23 protein-coding genes are annotated in these 20,647 nt (G+C 64.3%); 17 read left to right on the plus strand and 6 right to left on the minus strand.

What is annotated here, in order from left to right; genetic code table 11:
* Positions 1–43 precede the first annotated feature (43 nt).
* The 17 genes from DK926_RS13040 (at position 44) to DK926_RS13120 (ending at position 15,169) form a co-directional block, all read left to right on the plus strand.
* Complete coding sequence (locus DK926_RS13040) at positions 44–1,666, plus strand: DASS family sodium-coupled anion symporter (RefSeq protein ID WP_207890810.1); 1,623 nt, start codon at positions 44–46, stop codon at positions 1,664–1,666.
* A gap of 48 nt (positions 1,667–1,714) precedes the next feature.
* Positions 1,715–2,488, plus strand: a complete 774-nt coding sequence (locus DK926_RS13045) for a hypothetical protein (protein WP_114330753.1) — start codon at positions 1,715–1,717, stop codon at positions 2,486–2,488.
* Positions 2,489–2,557: 69 nt separating this feature from the next.
* Positions 2,558–3,079 carry a MarR family transcriptional regulator gene (locus DK926_RS13050; RefSeq protein ID WP_114330754.1) on the plus strand — a complete coding sequence of 174 codons (522 nt, stop codon included), beginning with the start codon at positions 2,558–2,560 and terminating at the stop codon, positions 3,077–3,079.
* Between the two features lie 201 nt (positions 3,080–3,280).
* Positions 3,281–4,795 carry an aldehyde dehydrogenase gene (locus tag DK926_RS13055; RefSeq protein ID WP_114330755.1) on the plus strand — a complete coding sequence of 505 codons (1,515 nt, stop codon included), beginning with the start codon at positions 3,281–3,283 and terminating at the stop codon, positions 4,793–4,795.
* Between the two features lie 16 nt (positions 4,796–4,811).
* Positions 4,812–5,174: a RidA family protein gene (locus DK926_RS13060; protein WP_114330756.1), complete on the plus strand. Its 363-nt coding sequence runs from the start codon at positions 4,812–4,814 to the stop codon at positions 5,172–5,174.
* A gap of 29 nt (positions 5,175–5,203) precedes the next feature.
* The gene (locus DK926_RS13065) at positions 5,204–5,722 is read left to right on the plus strand and encodes a cupin domain-containing protein (RefSeq protein WP_114330757.1); all 519 of its coding nucleotides are present in this window, start codon (positions 5,204–5,206) and stop codon (positions 5,720–5,722) included.
* Positions 5,723–5,752: 30 nt separating this feature from the next.
* Positions 5,753–6,703, plus strand: a complete 951-nt coding sequence (locus DK926_RS13070; RefSeq protein WP_114330758.1) for a PDR/VanB family oxidoreductase — start codon at positions 5,753–5,755, stop codon at positions 6,701–6,703.
* 9 nt (positions 6,704–6,712) lie between these two features.
* Positions 6,713–7,726 (plus strand): VOC family protein, encoded by a 1,014-nt coding sequence (locus DK926_RS13075; protein WP_114330759.1) that lies wholly within the window; start codon positions 6,713–6,715, stop codon positions 7,724–7,726.
* Positions 7,723–8,538: an alpha/beta fold hydrolase gene (locus tag DK926_RS13080; RefSeq protein ID WP_243636788.1), complete on the plus strand. Its 816-nt coding sequence runs from the start codon at positions 7,723–7,725 to the stop codon at positions 8,536–8,538. Before DK926_RS13075 ends, DK926_RS13080 begins: the two co-directional genes overlap by 4 nt.
* Entirely contained in the window at positions 8,535–9,269 is a 735-nt protein-coding gene (locus tag DK926_RS13085; RefSeq protein WP_114330760.1) for an SDR family oxidoreductase, read from the plus strand. The genes DK926_RS13080 and DK926_RS13085 overlap by 4 nt, the downstream gene beginning before the upstream one ends.
* Before the next feature lie 10 nt (positions 9,270–9,279).
* The gene (locus DK926_RS13090; protein ID WP_114330761.1) at positions 9,280–10,062 is read left to right on the plus strand and encodes an SDR family oxidoreductase; all 783 of its coding nucleotides are present in this window, start codon (positions 9,280–9,282) and stop codon (positions 10,060–10,062) included.
* A gap of 25 nt (positions 10,063–10,087) precedes the next feature.
* Positions 10,088–11,755, plus strand: coding sequence for a thiamine pyrophosphate-binding protein (locus DK926_RS13095; RefSeq protein WP_114330762.1), 1,668 nt, complete (start codon positions 10,088–10,090; stop codon positions 11,753–11,755).
* Positions 11,752–12,213: an alpha/beta hydrolase gene (locus tag DK926_RS13100; protein WP_114330763.1), complete on the plus strand. Its 462-nt coding sequence runs from the start codon at positions 11,752–11,754 to the stop codon at positions 12,211–12,213. The genes DK926_RS13095 and DK926_RS13100 overlap by 4 nt, the downstream gene beginning before the upstream one ends.
* Positions 12,210–12,443 (plus strand): recombinase-like helix-turn-helix domain-containing protein, encoded by a 234-nt coding sequence (locus DK926_RS13105; protein WP_114330764.1) that lies wholly within the window; start codon positions 12,210–12,212, stop codon positions 12,441–12,443. Before DK926_RS13100 ends, DK926_RS13105 begins: the two co-directional genes overlap by 4 nt.
* 1 nt (position 12,444) lies before the next feature.
* A complete protein-coding gene (locus DK926_RS13110) occupies positions 12,445–13,527 on the plus strand; it encodes a Rieske 2Fe-2S domain-containing protein (RefSeq protein WP_114330765.1) in 1,083 nt (360 codons plus the stop codon).
* 20 nt (positions 13,528–13,547) lie between these two features.
* Positions 13,548–13,898 carry a hypothetical protein gene (locus DK926_RS13115; protein ID WP_114330863.1) on the plus strand — a complete coding sequence of 117 codons (351 nt, stop codon included), beginning with the start codon at positions 13,548–13,550 and terminating at the stop codon, positions 13,896–13,898.
* Positions 13,898–15,169, plus strand: a complete 1,272-nt coding sequence (locus tag DK926_RS13120) for an MFS transporter (RefSeq protein WP_114330766.1) — start codon at positions 13,898–13,900, stop codon at positions 15,167–15,169. Before DK926_RS13115 ends, DK926_RS13120 begins: the two co-directional genes overlap by 1 nt.
* Here the strand turns inward: DK926_RS13120 and DK926_RS13125 are convergent.
* From DK926_RS13125 to DK926_RS13150, 6 genes are all read right to left on the minus strand, one after another.
* Positions 15,166–17,124 carry an acyl-CoA dehydrogenase family protein gene (locus tag DK926_RS13125; protein ID WP_114330767.1) on the minus strand — a complete coding sequence of 653 codons (1,959 nt, stop codon included), beginning with the start codon at positions 17,122–17,124 and terminating at the stop codon, positions 15,166–15,168. The genes DK926_RS13120 and DK926_RS13125 overlap by 4 nt on opposite strands.
* Positions 17,125–17,244: 120 nt before the next feature.
* Entirely contained in the window at positions 17,245–18,159 is a 915-nt protein-coding gene (locus DK926_RS13130; protein ID WP_125833404.1) for a hypothetical protein, read from the minus strand.
* A gap of 4 nt (positions 18,160–18,163) precedes the next feature.
* Entirely contained in the window at positions 18,164–19,138 is a 975-nt protein-coding gene (locus DK926_RS13135; protein ID WP_114330769.1) for a hypothetical protein, read from the minus strand.
* On the minus strand, positions 19,135–19,389 hold the full coding sequence (locus DK926_RS13140) for a hypothetical protein (protein WP_125833405.1): 255 nt from the start codon (positions 19,387–19,389) through the stop codon (positions 19,135–19,137). Before DK926_RS13140 ends, DK926_RS13135 begins: the two co-directional genes overlap by 4 nt.
* A gap of 178 nt (positions 19,390–19,567) precedes the next feature.
* The gene (locus DK926_RS13145; protein WP_165839573.1) at positions 19,568–20,176 is read right to left on the minus strand and encodes a cupin domain-containing protein; all 609 of its coding nucleotides are present in this window, start codon (positions 20,174–20,176) and stop codon (positions 19,568–19,570) included.
* Positions 20,177–20,186: 10 nt separating this feature from the next.
* Positions 20,187–20,618, minus strand: coding sequence for a VOC family protein (locus tag DK926_RS13150; RefSeq protein WP_114330772.1), 432 nt, complete (start codon positions 20,616–20,618; stop codon positions 20,187–20,189).
* Positions 20,619–20,647: the final 29 nt, after the last annotated feature.

Below are 20,647 nucleotides of genomic sequence, written 5' to 3' on the forward strand. Positions count from 1 at the left end.
CGGACGTTACGCTCGACAAGACGTCAAGGAAGTGGAGGCCCCCGTGGCGACATCAGGCTCGGAGGAGCAGACCGACCGCAGGCAAGAAGCTGGCGACTTCGACGAGGTCGACAACAAATCGGCAGGCGAACGCGCCGAGGAGGTCAAGCCAGGTCGACGCAAGCGCCAATGGATCGGCCTCGTCGCAGGCGTGGCGCTCGCAGCCCTTGTGTACGCGATACTCCCGGCGGATGTCGAGCATGCTGCCCGTCTGACCGCGGGAACGGCTGTGCTGATGGGCATTTGGTGGATGACCGAGGCGATCCCGATTCCGGCGACAGCACTGCTGCCTCTGGTGATCTTCCCCGTCTTCAACTCCGAGGTCGCCGTCGACGACGTCGGTGCGTCGTACGGCAACAACGTCATCTTTCTGTTCATGGGCGGCTTCCTGCTCGCGCTTGCGATGCAACGATGGAACCTGCACCGACGAATTGCACTGCTGACCGTCAAAGCAATGGGCACCAAGCCGACGATGGTCGTCGCCGGGTGCATGATCGCTACCGGCTTCCTGTCCATGTGGGTATCGAACACCGCCACCGCTGTGATGATGATTCCTATCGGTGTGTCCGTTCTGGTGCTCGTCCTCGATATCGGGAAGAAAGCGGAAGTCGTCGACGACGGTGCGTCGGCGACAGTCGAATCGAAAGACGGCGCATCCGAGGAAGACTCGATAACCAAGGCTGTGATCAAGAGCAATTTCGGCACCGCGTTGATGCTCGGTATCGCCTACGCGGCGTCGATCGGCTCCCTGGGAACGATCATCGGCACACCGCCCAACACCTTGCTCGTCGGATATCTCGAAGGCCAAGGGATCACCGTCGGCTTCCTCGAATGGATGCTCGCGGGCGTGCCGCTTGCGGTGATCTTCCTTGTCATCGCCTGGTTCTTGCTCACCCACGTCATGTTCAAGCCCGAGATCGACGACATTCCCGGCGGCAAACGCCTCATCGAGGGAGAGCTCGACAAACTTGGAATGATGTCGAAGGGCGAGATCCGAGTCGCCATGATCTTCTGCCTCGCAGCAGCGTCGTGGGTCGCGGTACCGCTCCTGTTCGACGATCCGCCGATCTCGGACACCGGCATCGCAATGACCGCGGCGGTTCTACTGTTCCTGTTGCCCAGCGGTAGCAAGCCCGGCGTGCGCTTGATCGACTGGGAGACAGCGATCAAACTGCCGTGGGGCGTCCTACTGCTGTTCGGCGGGGGCCTCGCACTGTCTGGGCAGTTCCAATCCAGTGGTTTGACGGAGTGGATCGGTGAGGTCGCCGGAGGACTCGACACCATTCCAGTTGTTCTTCTGGTCGTCGTAGCAACCGCAGCGATCATCTTCCTGACCGAAATCACCAGCAACACGGCGACAGCAGCAACGTTCCTCCCGGTGGCGGGCGGAGTCGCCATGGGCATGAATCTCGACATCCTGGTGCTGACGGTCCCGGTTGCGTTGGCGGCGACGTGCGCATTCATGCTCCCCGTGGCGACACCCCCGAATGCGGTGGCCTACGCAAGCGGATACGTCACGATCGGACAGATGATGCGCGGCGGATTGTGGCTCAACCTCATCGGGATCGGCCTCATCACGGTCGCCGCGTACACGGTGTTCGCCTGGTCGCTGGGAATCGCCTACTGAAGTCGACGTCGTCGCAAAGCTGTCGGTGGGTGATGCCAGGATGGACCCATGTCATTTCTCGACGAAGGTTTCGCGCCGCCGGAGGCCTGTGTGCAGTGGTGCCAGCTGCGCAGCTACGACCTGCATGTGCTCGACGACGGCGTCCTCGTCGACCTCGACTGGTGGAACACCCACCTCGAGCGTGCAGGGCATGACATCCGGCTGCGCGGACGCAACCTCGACGGGGCGATCGTGTCCCACGGCGGAGCTACGGTGCAGCGCAACGACCTTCGCATCGATACCGAACTCGCCGAGGGTGAACAAAAGTCGCTGGGCCTGCTCTTTCTCTGTGCGGCGTGGCAGGGTAGCCACAAGAACCGCAAAGCGATGCGACGGTTTCCCGACGTCAAGGACCCGCACCTGCCCCGTCCGGAGATGAACCCCGTCGCGAAGACGCTGGCGGTCCTCGACCGGTGCATCAAGAACCGCGTCGTACCCGAGCTTCCGAACGGTTCGTGGTCCGGCTGGCCCGACACCCCGGGCGTGGGGATGTCGCTCATGGCCACGTTCCTCTGGGCATCCAAAGCATCGGTCGCGGGCGGGCGTGCCCAGCTGATCGACCAGTTCGGGGTCTCCACCCTGATCCATGAGGGCTGGCTGGAGGATCCCGCGGTCACCGGCTTCACCCGACGCAGGTACGACCGCTACGTCGAACTGCTCACGTCGTGGGCCACCGACATCGGAACCAGTCCCGAACTGGTCGAGATGTGGCTCGTGCAGCGCTGGAGCGCCCGGGTGCAGGAAGCGCGGGACGGGCGTCTCGCTGAACCGACGCTGTTCTGAGCGAGCGAGACTCGCGCTGACACGGCGCCGATCGGAAATCTTGACTGCACTCGCGGTAACTTTGGGCTCATGGATGGAGTCGATGTCATCGTGTCGCACTGGGCCGTCGCGCGCCCTGAACTCGATGTTTCGGGCCTCAAGGTCTTCGGCCGACTCCACCGAAGCTTCCTGGTCTACAAGAATCGGATCGCCGAGACGTTCGATAAATACGACCTCACCGACTCCGGCTTCGACGTCCTCGCCTGCCTACGACGCGCGGTACCCGACCATCGCCTCACCGCAGGCGAGCTTGCCGAACAAACCCTCGTCACCACAGGCGGTCTCTCCCTGAGAGTGAAGCGCCTCGAAGATGCGGGCCTCGTCACGCGAACCCGCGACGCCGGCGACGCCCGCGTCGTCTACGTCGAACTGACCCCGTCGGGCAGCGCTCTGGTCGACACCATCGCAGACGAACACTTCAAGAAGCTCACCGTCATGCTCGGCGACATGAGCGAAGACGACGTGCAGACCCTGTCCACTCTCCTCGCGCGACTGGAAAAGTCCGCGCGCGGCGTCGACGGCCCCGGTGCCGCCTCCATTACGTCCGCTTGACCCAAAGATTTTCTGCCCGCAGTGACCGTGAGCACACCCGGTGTGACCTGCGCCTCTCCTGTGACATTGGAGTAAATCCTACGTAAAGCCAGCTCGGGTCGGCTGTTCGCACGTTGACGTCTTAGCGCTAAGGGATTACAACTGTCTTAGCGCAAAGATATTTAGGCGCCAGAACACCGCCTCTTCCGAACGGACTTCCCGATGACTCTCGCCGCCCACACGGTCTCCGCGACACCGCTAGCTGCCGACCTTCGCGACTCCATCTACGTCGGCGGCAGGTGGGTCATTGGAGCCGGTGACGCGATCGAGTCCATCGACCCCGCCACCGGAACCGTGTTCGCAACCCTGCACGGCGCAACCGTCGCCGATGTCGACACCGCCGTCCGGCACGGCTTGGCTATCGCACACCGCAGCGGGTGGGCGTCGATGCTTCCCCACGAGCGGGCCGCCATCTTGCATCGGATCGGCAATGCCATAGAGCTGAACTCGGACCGGATTTCGGCGCTGCAAACCCTCGACACCGGCAAGACCCTGAGCGAGACGCGCGCCCTTGCGATAAGTGCCGCCAACACATTTCGCTACATGGCCGCATCGCTCGAGACCATGGACGGTTCGTTGACGACGCCGCGCGGACCGTGGCTGACGATGTCCACGCATAATCCGATGGGCGTCATCGGCGCCATCACCCCGTGGAACTCCCCCATCGCCTCGGACGCTCAAAAGATTGCTCCCGCATTGGCAGCTGGCAATGCAGTCGTCGCGAAGCCACCGGTATGGGCACCGTGGGTGACTCTCCTTCTGGCCCGACTGTGCGACGACGCAGGTCTTCCCGCCGGCTTGCTGTCCGTCCTGCCCGGGCCCGGCCGAACCGTCGGCGAAGCATTGGTACGTCATCCCGACGTCGCGAAAGTGACGTTCACCGGTGGCACGGCCACCGGTCGCCACCTCGCGCACGTCGCCGCAGACAAGCTGATGCCGATCACGTTGGAACTGGGCGGCAAGTCGCCGACCATCGTGTTCGACGACGCCGATGTCGAACACGCCCTTCAGGGCGTGCTGTACGGCATCTTCTCGTCGAGCGGCCAGAGCTGTATCGCCGGATCGCGAATTTTCGTACAGCGCAGCCTCTTCGAGAGGTTCGTAGAACAGCTGACCGACCGTGCACGCGAACTGCACGTAGGCCCAGGGACCGATCCTCGAACCCACGTCGCGCCGATGATCACTCTCGCACATCGAAATTCGGTCGCCCACATGGTCGACGCAGCGGTCGCCGCCGGTGCACGCGTACTGTGCGGAGGCTCGGTACCGACCGACGCCTATCTCGCCAACGGTGCTTACTACCCGCCCACGATCTTGACGGACGTCGTCAACTCCGACGCGATCTGCCAGGAAGAAATCTTCGGCCCGGTCGCCGTCGTCCTGCCGTTCGACGACGAACTCGACCTGCTCGAACAGGCCAACGACAGCGTTTACGGTCTCGCCTGCGGGATCTGGACCCAGGACTACCGACGCGCACTCCGCATCGCGAACGCGATCCACGCGGGCACCGTGTGGGTGAACACGTACAAGCAGTTCTCGATCTCCACCCCGTTCACCGGACTCGGCGACAGCGGACTCGGCACCGAGAAAGGCCGGGACGCAGTCCGTCAGTACTCGAACCAGAAGAGCATCTACCTCGATGTGTCCGATTCCCCACTCCCCTGGGGTCGAAACTGAACACGAAAGGCCGCACATGGCAAGCACATTCACTAACAAGACCGCCCACCCGTACAGCCCCGCCTACTCGGTCGCCGGCTTCGGATTCGTCTCGGGCGCACTGTCCGTCGACACCGATGGCATCGCGGTCGACGGAGTCGAACCCGCACTCGACGCCGCCGTCGCCCGTATGACCGAACGCCTCGCGACAATCGACATGACATTGTCCGACGTCGTCAAGACCACCTATTTCGTCACCGACGTCGCCACTCGCGACGCAGCAAATCGTCACTACCAGAACATCTTCGACGAACCTCGTCCGGCGCGTTCGTTCGTCGAGGTCGCCGCGCTCCCCTACGGCGCGACAGTCGAGATCGAAGCCATCGCCTACCGGCCCTGAACGTAACCACCACCCGAAAGGACTGCACAATGACCGCACCGGAGAAGACCACCACCGAGCTCGAGAACCTCATCGACTCGTGCATCGCCAGCAAAGACACCCGCTTCGAGGATTGGGACACACTCGGCTTCCAAGCAGCGAAGGGCGGCGATCGCTTCAAGCGCGCACAGATCCGCTACATCGGCTCGGGCGCAACAGGAAACCACGACGGCGACTCTCGATCGCTGCCCTCGGAGCACTTCACGTTCTCGAACATGCGGCTGCCTGCCGGCGCCGTCGGTCCCGAGCACACCCACCACGACGTCGAGGAAGTCTTCTACGTCCTCGAAGGCGAACTCGAAGTGGCCGTCCACGACGTCGAAGACGGTACCAAGAAAGCCGTGCGACGCCTCGGCTACCGCGACCTCATCCGCGTTCCCGCCGGAGTGCCGCGCAGCCTCGCCAACGTCGGCGATACCGACGCCCTGTTCTGCGTCGTCATCGGCGCACCCAAGCCGCAGCTGCCCACGTACCCGCCGAGCTCGGAGATGTACGGCGTCACGCGCTGAGCCGCCCAGACCCACACGGAAGGAGCTTCGATGTCCGAGCACACAGCGAGAACCCTGCGCGTGCAGCAGAAGAACTACGAAGCCGACGGCGTCACCAGCATCACCTTGGTCGACCCGGAAGGCGCCCCGCTGCCGACGTGGGAGCCCGGCGCTCACGTCGCTCTCCATCTACCCGGAGGGCTGGTTCGCGAATACTCGTTGTGCTCGGACCCGCACGACGCATCCAAGTGGACCGTTGCCGTACTCCGGGCCGAAAAGTCCCGCGGCGGCAGCGTTCTTGTCCACGACAAGCTGTCGGTGGGGGCGCAGATCGAGGCAGCCGGGCCTCGCAACGCCTTCGCCCTCGACGACGACGCGTCCCACCATGTGCTGATTGCGGGTGGCGTCGGGATCACCCCGATCGTCACGATGATGCGCAGGCTGGAACGCACTGAACGTACCTGGACGATGCTGTATGCCGGCAGGTCTCGCGCGTCGATGGCCTTCGTCGACGAGATCTCTGGATCTACCTCGGCAACTATCCATGCCGACGACGAACAGGGCGGGTTGCCCGACTTGCCCGCCCTGCTCGGCGGGCTCGGCGCCGGTGCCGTCGTCTATTGCTGTGGCCCAGCCCCGCTGCTCGACGCCGTTGCCGCCGCCATGCCTCCCGGCGCGACGCTGCGGACCGAGCGGTTCTCCGCACCGGAGATCGTCGTACCGGACGGCGGAGACACCGCGTTCGACGTCGTCCTCGACCGCACGGGTGGGCGCATCCCGGTCGCGCCGGATCAGTCCGTGCTCGACGCGCTGCTCGACGCGGGTGTGGACCTTCCGAGTTCGTGCACGGAAGGGATCTGCGGAACGTGCGAGGTCGGTGTCGTGAAGGGCGATGTGGACCATCGCGACTTCCTCCTCGGCGAGGCCGAACATGCAGCGAACAGGACCATGTTTCCGTGCGTATCTCGTTGCCGCTCGGCCGAACTCGTACTCGATCTCTAGGAGAGACCCATGCTCGTCGACCGCGTACCGACACACCGGCAACCGCTGCTCACCGACCGACCCGTCTGCACACTCCGCAGTCTCCGTTCCGTGGGACTGACCGTGCCGAATCCCCAGGCGTCCCGCGACTTCTATCACGAGGTGTGGGGGCTGACGACCGTCGACGAAGACGGCGATCGATTCTGGCTACGGGCCACCGGCACCGATCACCATGTACTCGATCTGCAGCGAGGCACCGCGAATGCGTTGCAGCGAATCAGTTTTGCCGTCGCAACTCCCAGGGAGGTCGACGACGCAGCCCGAGCACTCCACCGGATCGGCGTCCCGATCTTACGTGAGCCAGGTGTGCTCGACCATGCCGGCGGGGGCTACGGGCTGCGGCTCGTCGACCCCGAAGGGCGAATCGTCGAACTGTCCGCAGACACGAACGCCGTGCCGGCGCAGGACTCGGCAGGTCGACGCGCAATCCCCCGCAAGATCGCGCACGTCGTACTCAACACGATCGATATCGAACGCACCGCCGCGTTCTACACGCAGGTGCTCGGAATGCGGATCTCCGACTGGTCCGAGCGACAGATGACGTTCCTGCGGTGCAACTCCGATCACCACGTCATCGCGCTGAATCAGGCGTCGTGGGCGTCGGTCAACCACATCGCGTACGAGATGCCGACCATCGATCACTTCATGCGCGGCATCGGGAGCCTGCGCGCCCACGGCATTGCGCCGCAGTGGGGCCCGGGCCGTCACGGGCCGGGCGACAACACGTTTTCATACTTCACCGATCCGGCCGGTCTGGTCTGCGAATACACCTCCGAGGTAGCTCAGATCGACGAGGACGCCTGGCTGTGTCGAACCTGGCGTCGCACACCCGAACTCTCGGACCAGTGGGGTACCGCAGGCCCGCCGACCGCCACTGTGCGGGCCGCGATGGCCGGTATCCCCGACCTCGGCGCACGGGCCCAGTTCCAGTCGGATCATCCCGACTATTTCATCCCCACCCACGACCTCGTCGGTGCGTCGTGACCGAACTGCTGACGGAGCGCACGATGTTCGTGGACGGGCTGCACCTCGTCGAACATCGGCCGTCCCGCATGCCCGCCGCGACGCCGACGGTCCTGCTGTTGCACGGCATCGGCGGCTCGGCACGTTCGTGCACTCGGCTCGCGTCCGAGTTGGCCGACGCAGGCATCCATGCCTGGTCCCTCGACGCGGCCGGCTACGGTCGGTCTGCCGAACCCACAGGCCCCGATCACGACTTCGTCGCCGACATCTTCACGGTCGCCGACGCCGTCTCCCCCCACCGCCCCCTCGTGCTGCTCGGCACGTCGTGGGGTGGAGTTCTCGCCCTGAGCGCTGCTGTGGCTCGTCCAGATCGGGTGGCCGGACTCGTCATCGCGGACAGCACCCGTGGCAGCGGAACGACATCGGCGAAGGCCGCGGCGATGCGCGACCGCGCCCGAGACATGCGCACACGCGGTTCCGACGCCGTCGCGGTAGAACGGGCTCCGATGCTCGTCGCCCCGGGATCCGATCCCGCTGTCGCGGAATCGGTTCGACAGTCCATGGCTCGACTACGCCCCGAGGGATTCGGGGCAGCAGCCGAATTCATGGCCGCTACCGACCATGGACCCCGCCTGCATCAGATCGCATGTCCGACAATGGTCGTCGTCGGCGAATACGACGCGGCCACCGGCGTCCCGGAATCCCGTCTCCTTGCGGACCGCATACCCGACGCCAGTTTTCACCTGATCCCCGGTGCGGGCCACGTGGCCATCCAGGAACAGCCCGCGGCCGTAGCGTCACTGGTCGTCGACTTTCTGGAGCGTCTCTCATGACCGGCACGGTCGTCGTCACCGGCGGCGGGCGCGGACTCGGCCGGTGCATTGCCGAACGCCTGTGCGCCGACGGCAACCGAGTGGTCATCGCCGAACGAAACGCAGACACCGCCTACGCCACCGCAGAAGCACTGCGCAGGAACGGTTACGACGCCGACGCCGTCGTCACCGACATCGGTGACAGCGACTCCGTCCGCGCCCTCGCGGATCGGATGCGAACCGAGCGCGTCGTCGGGCTCGTCAACAACGCCGCTATCGCCGACGGCGTCGGAGGCAAGACCTTCTACGAACTCGCCGACGACGAATTCGACCGCGTCACCTCGGTCAACATTCGCGGCACGTGGGCAGTCACGAAGTACCTGTGGCCGGCGCTGCTCGAATCGACCGGATCCGTCGTCAACATTGCGTCCGACGTCGCGATGTACGGCTCACCGCGCCTGGTGCACTACGTCAGCTCCAAGGCCGCGGTCATCGGCATGACGCGATCGATGGCACGCGACGCCGGCGCACATGGCGTCCGCGTCAATGCCGTTGCGCCAGGCCTGGTTCGGATCGAAGCAACCGAATCGGTTCCCGATGCCCGATACCGGACGTACACCGAGGGGCGCGCACTGAACCGCGAGCAGACCCCGGACGACGTCGCAGGCGTCGTGCGATTCCTGCTGTCCGACGACGCTGCCTTCGTCACCGGCCAGACCATCGTCGTCGACGGCGGCTTCATCTTTCGCTGAGGAGCTCACCATGGATTTGCAGTTGAAGGGCCGAAGAATCCTGATCACGGGCGCGAGCTCGGGGATCGGACTCGCCACCGCGACGATGCTTGCGAACGAGGGCGCTCGTCTCGCTCTGTGTGCTCGCGACGAGAAGCGCCTGAGAGCGGCCACCGAGGGGTTGGCCGACACCACGGACGTGGTGACAGCGTCGTGCGACGTCACGCAGCGAGCGTCCGTCGAACGATTCGTCGACGACGCGGTGGCCCAGCTCGGCGGGCTCGACGGCGTGGTCTGCAACGCAGGCCGCTCGCTGATGAGCACACTCGACGAGACCTCCGACGACGAGATCCGAGCCGAATTCGACCTCAAGATCTTCGGCGCACTGAACGTCGTACGCGCCAGCCGGAAGGCTCTGGCGTCGTCGGATGCCGGCTCGATCGTCGTCGTCAACGCGATCCTGTCGCGCCAACCCGAATCGCGCCTCGCGGTCACCGCCGCCGCACGAGCGGCCTTGCTCAACCTGACACGGTCGATCGCCAACGACCTGTCGGCAGAACACATTCGAGTCAATTCGGTGTTACTGGGGCTGATCGACACGGGTCAGTGGCAACGCCGACATGCCGACAGCGACACCGATCGGTCGTTCCCGGAATGGAGCGGCGAGATCGCCGCCGATCGCGGAATCGGTCTCGGCAGGTTCGGTACCGCCGAGGAACTGGCCTTCCCCATCACCACGCTGTTGTCCCCGCGCAGCAGCTACATCACCGGCGCATCGCTCGACGTCGGTGGCGGTGTCCATCGCTACGTCTGACCGACCGTCCAGCCTAGGAGTAACCATGAAACCAGAATTAACCGATCGTCGAACCGGCGGTGACGTGCTGGTCGACGTCATGAAACGTCATGGCATCGGAACAGCGTTCGGTGTCATCAGCATTCACAATCTTCCGCTCGTCGAAGCCGTCGACCGTGATCTCGAGTTCGTCGAGATGCGTCACGAAGCCGCCGCCGTCAACGCTGCCGACGCGTATGCACGTACGACGGGGCGCATCGGCGTCGCATTGACGAGCACAGGGACAGGAGCGGGCAACGCGGCGGGTTCGATGGTCGAGGCGCTGACTGCCGGGAGTCGGGTCCTGCACATCACCGGCCAGATCGAAAGCGAGTTCCTGGCGCCGGACCGGCCGTCACCGAGCCGCGGTGTCATTCACGAGTTTCCGAAACAACCGCAGTTGCTGGGCGCCGTGTCCAAGCACAGTTCCACCATCTGCGACACCAAAGACGTTGTCGTGGAAATCGAAAGAGCCATTGGCCACATCACGACCGCACCGTACGGCCCGGCCAGCATCGAATGGCCCTCCGACCTGCAGTACCTGGCGACACCGGAGAATCAGCGACCGTTCGACGTCCTCGAACCGAGAACAGCGAAACTCGATTCCGCCGCACTCGACCGCGCCGCGGATCTGCTGAACGCCTCGGTGAGGCCGATGTTCTGGTTGGGCGGCGGTGCTGCAGGCACCGGTGAACTCGTGCGCGAACTCGCGCACCGGATCGGGGCCGGGATCCTCACCAGCAACTCCGGCCGCGGAATCGTCAGCGAGAACGACCCGTTGGTGATCGGCAACTTCGCTACCACCCCTCAGGGACGCGCACTGCTCGCCGACTGCGATCTGCTTGTCGCGGTCGGCACCCACTTCCGGTCGAACGAGACTGCCTCGTACCACCTTCCGCTACCGACGCGCATGATTCAGATCGACATCGAACCGTCGACGATCGGCCGGGTCTATCCCGCTGAAGTCGGCATCGTCGGCGATGCTCGATCTGTTCTCACGGCTCTCAGCGAGACGGTCGCTGAGAGCGATGGATGGGCCGGGGCCGTGACCGAGGTACGCGACAGCGTCCGCGCCGAGCTGAACGATTACATCGGCGGCTATTCCGAGATCTGCACCGCCATTCGGACGCAGCTTCCTGCTGAATCACCCATCGTTCGCGACGTGACCATCCCGTCGAGCCAATGGGGCAACCGACTGCTCCCGATCGTCGAGCGCGCCACCAACGTCTTCCCCCTCGGCGGCGGGATCGGCCAAGGCCTCGCGATGGGGATCGGCGCTGCGCACGGGCGCCCCGAAGTACCCACCCTGGTCATGGTCGGCGACGGCGGTCTCGCGGTTCACCTGGGAGAACTCGCGTCGTTGGCGGGATCCCACGCGCACGCGATCGTCATCGTCTTCAACGACGGCGGCTACGGCGTGCTTCGAAACATGCAGGAGAAGAACGGGTTCCGTCGTGCTGGCGTCGATTTGCACACGCCGCGTTTCGATCTTCTGGCAGCGTCGATGGACATTCCGCATCGATTGATCCAGAAAGCGGAAGCGTTCGCCGACGCACTCGCGGAGGCGATCGCGCGCAACGGCCCCAGCATCATCGAGGTCGACGTCGCCTCGATCGAACCGACACCGGGCCCGTTCGTACCACCGGTGCACATCCCACAGGACGCAGGCCGATGACCACGACCGCAGCCATCCGGTGGTGGGACGACGACGCACAGATAGCCGTCACCGCCGGAACGCCGACCCACGTGTTCGCTGCGAAAGCGGACGCATCGCCCGCCGTCGAACTCGCACTGAACTACCCGACCACAGTGCTCAGCCTGGTACTGGCCGACCCGCAGATCGACGTCGACGCACTGGCCGACCAGCTCGCCGCCGTGGCAGTGCCGACACTCGTCATCGCGTCGGCACCTGATTCGTCGACCGACTTGACTGTGCCGCAACGCCTTTCCGGCGCGATCGACAATGCGGTGTTCGTCGTCATCGACGACTGCACCCACCCTGTCCACACCGGCAACCGAGAGTCGTTCCGCGAATGGACCGCGTCGTTCGTCACCATCGCCGAGGGCCTCGCACGTCGCGCCGGTACAGCCCTGGCACCGCCCACTCCCCTCGCCGAAGGAGCACTCGAATGAACACTCGCACGGCCCGCGAGCAGTACCTGGACAGCAATCAGACTCACCCTCAACCGATCACACCCTACGAAGCCAAGCTCGCCGGGTCACTGACCGAGATCTACTCCGGCGGCGTCGAGACGCTCGACGGCGTCGTAGACGGTCTGAACGACCTCGGTCTGCACGGGCCGGACGGCGGTCCGTGGACTGCCGAGAACTTTCGCGCCGAGATGCGCAGATTGGGGAATTGACATGACCACCACCGAAGTTCGTGCAACCGGCCGTCGATCGGGCCCGACCTATGCCGTCGGCACCCGTCGTCACCTCGATGCTGCTGACATCGCCGCCACCGGGATCCGGGATCGCTGGTACCCGATTCTGCCGTCCCACATGGTCGAACCCGGCGCGATGGTGCCCGTTCGACGACTGAACGTCGACTGGGTGTTGTTTCGGGACGCTCAGGGCACCGTCCGCATGCTCGAGGACCGGTGCCCGCACCGCAGCGCACCGTTGTCGGTGGGCCAACACCTCGGCGACCGCATTGCGTGCCTGTACCACGGCGTTCAGGTCGACGGAACCGGAACCGTCGTTTCGGTCCCGGGCATGCCGGGGTGTGCCCTCGAAGGTCGGCGCGCCACAGTCTCTTTGGAGGTCGTCGAGGCGGCGGACACCATCTTCGCGTTCATTCCTCTGACCGCGGACTCGGTTCCTACGCCCTTCGTACTCCCCGACCGACTGGCCGACCCCGAGGTGTCCTGGTTCCCGAACTACGCCGAGTGGGCCGGACCATGGCGCTTCTACATGGACAACGTCCTCGATCCGATGCACGGAGCATTCCTGCATCGCAACTCGCATTCGATGTTCGGCGGCGACGTGTCGGCACGCTTCCGCATCCGCGAAACGGACCGCGGCTTCTTCTTCGAGAAGACCGACCAACGTGGCGTCAACTTCGACTGGGTCGAGTTCGTCCGCGGATCGATGGACTTCGTCGACCTCGAGATTCCCTACGGACCGGGCGCCGGCCCGGGCGGCGTCTTCGGCATCGTGGGGATGAGCACGCCCGTCGATGCCGAGAATTCCGTCGTCTTCCACTGGCGCACCCGACGCGTCAGCGGGTGGGAGAGGGAGTCGTGGCGGTTCCTGTATCGCACCGTGCTCGAGGAGAAGCACTGGCAGGTTCTGGAGCAGGACCGGACGGTCCTGGAGGTGCTGGCGTCCGACGCGGACCACGAAGAGCACCTGTACCAGCACGACCTCGGTGTCTCGCGCATTCGACGGATGTACCGCGCCGACGCCGTCGCCCAGGCCGAACAACTCGCGAAAGCGAACGCGTGACGTCCCCCGACAACACGCTCATGCTGACGATCTTCCTTCGCCACGATCAGCAGCAGAACCTCGAGCAACTACAGACGCGACTCGACGACGCCGACTGGTGGCACGGATTTCCGCCCGACAGCTGCGAGATCGTGTCCTGGGTGGTGGCCATGGGCGTCGGACAGATCGTGACGCTGCGGTTGCCCGCCCATCGTCTGGCATCGGTGAACGTAGAACTCGAACGCCGAGCCTGGGGAAGCTTCACCACGGACGTCCATCCCACCTACGACTTCCTCCCCGTCCGCGCACGCCTCACGCGCGAGTCCGACGACCGTCGCACCGTCGTCGAATCCTCCAACCTCCCTGCCGAACCGACACACCAGGACGCATAATGAGCGGACCGACTATGACAAGCAACCGCACCATCGAGATCACCCGGCCCAATTGGCCAGTGCTGGCACTGGCCTTCATCGCCGTGGTCCTCGACGGGTACGACACCATCGCATTGGGGCTGTCGATCCCCTCGCTCGCACGGGACTGGGACGAATCGGCGTCCCACTTCACACCGGCTCTCGCGTTGACGAGCCTCGGTGTCGCGATCGGTTACATCGCCGTCGGGCGGCTCGTGGCTCGGTTCGGGTGTCGACGCGTCGTCCTCGTCGCCGTCGCCGTGTTCACCGTCGGTTCACTGCTGACGGCGTGGGCAGACTCCATCGTGGAACTGACGACGTTGCGCTTCATCACCGGACTCGGACTCGGCGCTGTCATGCCTGCCGCAGTCGCCCAGGCGACCGCGCTCAACCCTGCACGGTTTCGCCAGTCGATCGCGGTGTTCGTGACCATGGGAATCTCGCTCGGTGCGCTCATCGCAGGCGTCGCCGGCAGCCAACTGGTGAGCAACTTCGGATGGCCGTCCGTGTTCATCGTCGGTGCCGTCGCGTCCGCGATCTTGATGCCGTTTCTCTGGATCGGGCTACCCGACGAGCGCGAGACGCTCGGTGATATTCCTGCCGTCGACGCCAAACACGGCGCATCGGTTGCCCGTTTGTTCGACGCTGACGTCCGTACCCGAACGATCTTGTTGTGGGCGTTCGCGTTTCTCGTGTTCTCTGTGTTCTACATATTTTCGTCGTGGCTACCGACTCTGCTCACGAGCTACGGCTTCAGCACCGGGCTTGCGCCACTCGGTTCAGCTGCTCTGGGCGTCGGCAGCATCATCGGCGCGGGCGTACTGATGCTTGGCGTACTGAAGTTTCGGATGACGTCGGTCTTGGCCGGAACAACCGTCGCCGCTATCGCTTTTCTCGGCATCTCCGCATTCTTGGGACCGGACAAAGCTTTGCTGCTACTCGTCTTCGGTGGTGTCGGGCTCGGTCTGCAGGCGGGCATGATCGGACAAGCTGCGGTTGCCGTGTCCATCTACCCGCAGCAGACCGCCGCTACCGGAGTCGGGTGGGCATCGTCGATGGGACGTCTCGGTTCGGTGGTCGGCCCCATTGTCGGAGGTGCGCTTATCGGCCTCGGCACATCGACCAGCACGATCGTGTTGCTTGCCTGCATTCCTGTCTTCGCGGCTCTGATCGTCATCCTGGTCCTCGGACGGGTTCCCGCAAAGGCCCCGGCTCGGCGCGAGAGCTATTCCGCCGTGCCGAAGACACGCTAGCCACGTCCATCTCCGACGGGAGTGGAGACGGAGAACGGGTTCCACACGTTGTCCTCCGTCGAGGCACCGGGCTGCCAATGCGAGATCCACGGCCCGGTGCCCTCACTTTGGTCGAGCACACCTGCTTCCATCCAGGTGTACTCGCCGTCGAGCAGACCGGACGCAATGTGGTGATCGGTGTCGTCGGTGTTCTGCCACAGTGCACCGAACAACTTCTCCACACGCAGCGTCGCCTGCTCACAGAACGCCGCCGCCAGGGCGTACGAGGCTTCGCCCTGGCTGGCGTCGTCGGCCCGCTGGCTCTCCGCGCGAACGATCACCGCGGACATCGCGAACAACTCTGCCCCGATATCCACGATGCGACCGAGGAATCCTTGCCGATACTCCAGCTTCGCCTGCCACCGCGCCATCCCGTACAGCATCGAACGGGCCAGTTTGCGCGAACTACGCTCGACGAAGCGCACATGCGTTGCCAGCGAACCGAACTCGCTGTACGACGTCGGAAGCTGCCCCTTGCCCGCGACGAGCTGCGGCATCCACTTGGCGTAGAACTTGCCGGCCTTGCCCGCGGCCTTCGCCTTCGTGTTCAGATCGGCCTTCGGGTTCACCAGATCGCCGGCCGCAACGAGATGCGCGTCGGACGCCTCGCGCGCGACGAGCAACCGCATGATTTCGCTCGATCCCTCGAAGATTCGGTTGATCCGCATGTCACGCAGGAGCTGCTCGACGGGGACAGCCCGCTCGCCGCGAGCTCTGAGCGAATCGGCCGTCTCGTAGCCGCGCCCACCTCGGATCTGCACCAACTCGTCGGCGACGACCCATGCCATCTCGCTCGACCACAGCTTCGCGAGCGCCGCCTCGATCCTGATGTCGTTGCGACCCTCGTCGGCCATCTGCCCGGACAGATCCAGGACAGCTTCGAGCGCGTAGTTGGTTGCCGCGATGAACGACAATTTGCTTTCGACTGCCGCGTGCTTGCCCACCGGTCGGCCCCACTGCACGCGTTCTGCAGACCATTCACGTGCGATCTTCTGGCTGAGCTTGCCTGCTGCCGAGCACATGGCAGGGATTGCCAGACGGCCGGCGTTCAGCGTGGTCAGCGCGATCTTCAGGCCGTCGCCTTCACGGCCGATCAGGTTCTCCTTCGGCACGCGCACCTTGTGCATGCGAGTGACGCCGTTCTCGATTCCGCGGAGGCCCATGAACCTATTGCGCCGCTCGACGGTGATGCCAGGCGAGGTGGCCTCGACGACGAATGCCGAAATCCCGCCGCGATGCCCCTCACTCTTGGGCACGCGAGCCATCACCACCAACAACTCCGCGACGACGCCATTCGTCGTCCACAGCTTCACGCCGTCGAGTTCGTACGCGTCGCCGCCCTCGATCGGGACCGCTGCGCTTGCCATGCGCGCAGGATCGGATCCGACGTCCGGTTCCGTGAGCAGGAACGCCGAGATCGCGCCCTTCGCGCAGCGCGGTAGGAACTTCGCTTTCTGCTCCGCCGTGCCTGCAAGCTTGAGCGGCTCGGGCACGTCGATCGACTGGTGGGCCGACATGAGCGCGCCGAGGGAGGCGTGCACCGAGCTGATCAGCATCAATGCCTTGTTGTAGGCGACCTGGGAGAGACCGACTCCGCCGTAGTCTTCGGAGATCTTGAGGCCGAAGCACCCGAGTTCTGCGAAGCCCTTGACGTACTCGTCGGGGATGCGTTCCTCTCGCTCGATCACCGAGCCGTCCACCGTGTCGCAGTACGCGGCCAGCTTTTTCAGGAAGCGGTCGCCCTTCTCGGCGTCCTCGGGTGTCGGTTTCGGATAAGGATGGACCAGGTCGAGCTGGAACCGTCCGAGGAACAGTTCTTTGCAGAACGAGGGTTTGTCCCACCCTTCGGTTCGCGACTCCTCGGCGAGAGCTCTCGACTGCTCTTCCGTTACGTTCGACTTCTGAGTGGTCACCATCTCGACTCCTCCTAAGCGATCGGCTATGAAGTCGAGTGTTCTCCTTCTCTGGCGTCTACGGACCGAAACGGGCGCTGGTGTTACCGATCGGTAGCGATCGACCGTGCACGGGTCGCACGTTCATCCCTTAGGACCCCACAGGCGTTTGCGCAGCGGCGGCGGTGAGAACAACGTTCTCGGGCTGAGTGACAACAACTCTCGACGGCGTGCTTCACTCTGATGCATCTCGCGGAGCACGGACAGCAGTGCGTTCGGCTCGACAGCCATCGCACCCACTGGTAGTTCGACGTAATCATCTGTGTCCCAACGAAAGCGCCCTTCTTGCGGGACAGAGCTGTGCGTCATCAAGCGGATCAACGGCGTCTTCGTGGTCCCCATTTTGTGGTGAATGAGCTTTACCTCGTCAGCGACGTCGAGGATGGATGCCCAGGACAACACGATGTCGCCGGCAGTCCGAGCAAATAGAGAGCGCTTGGTTGTCCTGACCACAACCTCCGAATACAGCTCAAGACCCAACGTCGAACGAAGCATCGAGAGAAGCGGCACCAAACCAATAGTGACTACCGCGAAGAACGCCGAGATGACGTAATGGTGAACACCTACCCGCGACTCCGGCAGGAGCGATTCGTAGCCCCAATGCCATACGAGTAGCACACAGGTGAAGAAGACGGCGCAGCCCAGCATCATGACCGTGATCAGATTCACCCCCAGCGCGCCTGGGCCAACCCGTACCCCGGATCCGTATTCGTCACGGACACAGGTAGTTACACGACGGGACAGCCGAACCCACCTGAAGCCCGCCATCTGCACGCCGATCCACAAGCATACGAGGATCATTGCGCCCCCACCGGCCGCGCCGATCGACCCAGCCACGCTGCCCGCATCACCCGACAATGCGAATACGAACGCGACGACTCCCCAAAAAGCCATGAAGACCGACATGGCCAACCACAGCAGGTTGAGCCGTTGCGGCCAAGTTTCACGCCAAATCGCCACTCCGGCAGATGATTCAGAGTTCGGGATCGGACCGCTCATCCTGCTACCTCCACAGGTATTGACCGAACTTCGGGAAGAAATATGCCGCGCCGGCACCCGCCGCTAATCCCACGACCAGACCCACGGCAGTTCCCGCACCGGGGACGAGTGACCCCATCACGGCACCCGCGCCCGCCGCGGCCGCGATACTCGCCAGCGTCCCCGCACTTTCCGTGACAATCGCCTTCGTCGGGTCCATCCCGCCTTCGATGTCGTTCGCGATGGCAGGGATGGTTCCGAGCACCGCACCTGCAGGTCCAAGCCTCCGACCGATGCCGTACACGAGATCATCCGCAGCAGATGCGGCAGCAGTCCTCAGACCCTCGCCTGTCGCTTCAGCCATTCCGCTGATCACCGTGCCCGCGACCAGTGCAGGCACGTCAGGCTTCCACGAGAACCCGCCACTTTCGTTCTCGACAACGGTCCCGCCCACCGTTCGGACCGAAAGCTCGCGCAGGGTCGAGACCTGTGACCTGAAGACCTCGCACACTCCCCTGGCCGCATCGTCTGCCTTCCTCAACGCCGTCGCGACCGCGACGGTGGCTTCTTGGGTTCGAATCTGTAGCGCAAGGACCGCATCCTCGGCGAGCGGACCGGCGATCTCGCGCAACGACGCAGTCACGCGGTCAGCGGTCACCGACCCGGTGTCGTCGACGTCGAATCCGCGGTCGAGCAAGTCGTCGACAAGATCCAGCAGGTTCGACCGAGCCGCATTGACCAACTCGAAGCCAACCTCGAACTTCTCACCGATCCGGCTCAGTTCATCGGCGAGTGAGGCAAGTGTCGACGCCTCCCACACGACTCGCTCGGCAGCGGCGACAGCAGCATCCCCATGCCACGATTCCGCCAGCACATTCTGCTCGGACACGACGTTGTCGCGCTCACTCCGAATGGACCTCTGCACCCGCTTCAGGCCGTCTGCCGCGTCGAGCAGGAACGTCGGGTTCCAGGCACGGACCTCAGCAATCGAGCCGCTCACTCGGCGCTGCTCATCGCACGAAGTCTGGCCGCGAACTCGTCCTCGGTCATGCGGTAGTCCTCGGCCGATCCCCGAGCAGACCCAGCGAGCGCGTCCATCCGCTGCGACATCCCGCGCAGAGCGGATCCGGAAACTCCAGATGCTTCGGTGCACAACCCAGGCAAGTCTGTGCCAGGTAGCGCGCTCTGCGCGGACCAGTACGCGCCGACGACGTCGATACTGCGCAACGCTTCGCTCACGTCCCGCGTCACCGAGGCAAACCGTCGCAAGATCCCTGGATCTACGTCCACCACCACACCCATCGTCCGGAAAAGGCCTACTTCTTCGGACGCGGCGGGACATGGGACGGTTCCATGCCCAGCACAGAACGCACGAAAACGGCGGGGCAGGTGACTTCATTGTCACCTACCCCGCCGCTTCGAAAACTTGCTATCTCGCCAACGCGACGGTTCTGAGAAACTCCGTCGGCACCGATCCGTTGTTGACGTACCGGTACGCCCGGTCACTGCGTAGACGCGCGGACTCTCCGGCCGCGATGGTGGCGACCTCGTCATCCGCCGTCAGAGTCAGCTCACCCGACGTCACGTGGAACAACTCGAACGACCCCTGCGCGTCGGGCATGCCGCCGTAACTGTCGCCCGGCACGAGCACCCATGACCACAGGTCCGCTGCACGCACACCCGGTGTCGACACGAGCAGGTGCGCCGTGCTTCCCGCCGGCGACGTCCACACCAGAAGGTGCTCGTCCGCCGGAATCTTCTCGATGGCCGCCTCACCCGGGACCGTGTCGCTCAGCAACTCGGTGAAGTCCGTTCCGAGACTGCGCGCGATCCGCGTGACCGCCACGAGACTCGGGTTGGCCTGCCCATGTTCGATCTGCGTCAGCAGTCGCCTGCTGACCTGGGCCTGGTCTGCCAACTGCTGCACCGTCATGTCGCGACCGGTGCGCAGAAGGCGGATGCGTGACCCCACCTGATTCAAGAAGCTCTGTGTCAGAACTCCGTCTTCGGTGGACTCGCCACCGCCTGAATCAATCACGCTGCGTCGCTCACACCGCGAAGAGCTGCTCGATGTCAGCGAACGCCTTGAACTCCAAAGCATTTCCCGACGGATCCAGGAAGAACATCGTCCACTGCTCGCCCTTCTCACCCTTGAAGCGCACGTACGGATCGATGACGAACTTCGTGTCCACAGCCTGCAGGCGTCCCGCGAGCTCCTGGAACTCGTCGACACTCAGCACCAGACCGAAGTGCGGAACCGGAACCTCATGTCCGTCAACGGGGTTGGTGCCGCGCACACCCTGATCGGGGCTTCCGCCGACCTCGTGCGTCACGACCTGGTGTCCACGGACGTTCCAGTCGGTCCACTTGGTGTCGGAGCGGCCACGCGAAAATCCAAGAACCTCACCGTAGAAGTGGCGAGCAGCTTCGATGTCGTGAACCGGGATTGCAAGGTGGAACGGGGGGATGTTGTTTGTCATGAGAGAAGAATACTGCTCATGTTATGAGC

Origin of the sequence: Rhodococcus sp. Eu-32, from assembly GCF_003336925.1 — a bacterium.
GTDB classification, from domain to species: domain Bacteria; phylum Actinomycetota; class Actinomycetes; order Mycobacteriales; family Mycobacteriaceae; genus Rhodococcoides; species Rhodococcoides kyotonensis_B.

What these genes read in the sequence shown, in the direction of transcription:
- DK926_RS13090 (WP_114330761.1), top strand. Translation starts at nt 9,280, where the DNA reads ATGGATTTGCAGTTGAAGGGCCGAAGAATCCTGATCACGGGCGCGAGC.
- DK926_RS13050 (WP_114330754.1), top strand. Translation starts at nt 2,558, where the DNA reads ATGGATGGAGTCGATGTCATCGTGTCGCACTGGGCCGTCGCGCGCCCT.
- DK926_RS13045 (WP_114330753.1), top strand. Translation starts at nt 1,715, where the DNA reads ATGTCATTTCTCGACGAAGGTTTCGCGCCGCCGGAGGCCTGTGTGCAG.
- DK926_RS13100 (WP_114330763.1), top strand. Translation starts at nt 11,752, where the DNA reads ATGACCACGACCGCAGCCATCCGGTGGTGGGACGACGACGCACAGATA.
- DK926_RS13110 (WP_114330765.1), top strand. Translation starts at nt 12,445, where the DNA reads ATGACCACCACCGAAGTTCGTGCAACCGGCCGTCGATCGGGCCCGACC.
- DK926_RS13130 (WP_125833404.1), bottom strand. Translation starts at nt 18,159, where the DNA reads ATGAGCGGTCCGATCCCGAACTCTGAATCATCTGCCGGAGTGGCGATT.
- DK926_RS13150 (WP_114330772.1), bottom strand. Translation starts at nt 20,618, where the DNA reads ATGACAAACAACATCCCCCCGTTCCACCTTGCAATCCCGGTTCACGAC.
- DK926_RS13120 (WP_114330766.1), top strand. Translation starts at nt 13,898, where the DNA reads ATGAGCGGACCGACTATGACAAGCAACCGCACCATCGAGATCACCCGG.
- DK926_RS13115 (WP_114330863.1), top strand. Translation starts at nt 13,548, where the DNA reads ATGCTGACGATCTTCCTTCGCCACGATCAGCAGCAGAACCTCGAGCAA.
- DK926_RS13105 (WP_114330764.1), top strand. Translation starts at nt 12,210, where the DNA reads ATGAACACTCGCACGGCCCGCGAGCAGTACCTGGACAGCAATCAGACT.
- DK926_RS13075 (WP_114330759.1), top strand. Translation starts at nt 6,713, where the DNA reads ATGCTCGTCGACCGCGTACCGACACACCGGCAACCGCTGCTCACCGAC.
- DK926_RS13085 (WP_114330760.1), top strand. Translation starts at nt 8,535, where the DNA reads ATGACCGGCACGGTCGTCGTCACCGGCGGCGGGCGCGGACTCGGCCGG.
- DK926_RS13060 (WP_114330756.1), top strand. Translation starts at nt 4,812, where the DNA reads ATGGCAAGCACATTCACTAACAAGACCGCCCACCCGTACAGCCCCGCC.
- DK926_RS13070 (WP_114330758.1), top strand. Translation starts at nt 5,753, where the DNA reads ATGTCCGAGCACACAGCGAGAACCCTGCGCGTGCAGCAGAAGAACTAC.
- DK926_RS13125 (WP_114330767.1), bottom strand. Translation starts at nt 17,124, where the DNA reads ATGGTGACCACTCAGAAGTCGAACGTAACGGAAGAGCAGTCGAGAGCT.
- DK926_RS13055 (WP_114330755.1), top strand. Translation starts at nt 3,281, where the DNA reads ATGACTCTCGCCGCCCACACGGTCTCCGCGACACCGCTAGCTGCCGAC.
- DK926_RS13065 (WP_114330757.1), top strand. Translation starts at nt 5,204, where the DNA reads ATGACCGCACCGGAGAAGACCACCACCGAGCTCGAGAACCTCATCGAC.
- DK926_RS13095 (WP_114330762.1), top strand. Translation starts at nt 10,088, where the DNA reads ATGAAACCAGAATTAACCGATCGTCGAACCGGCGGTGACGTGCTGGTC.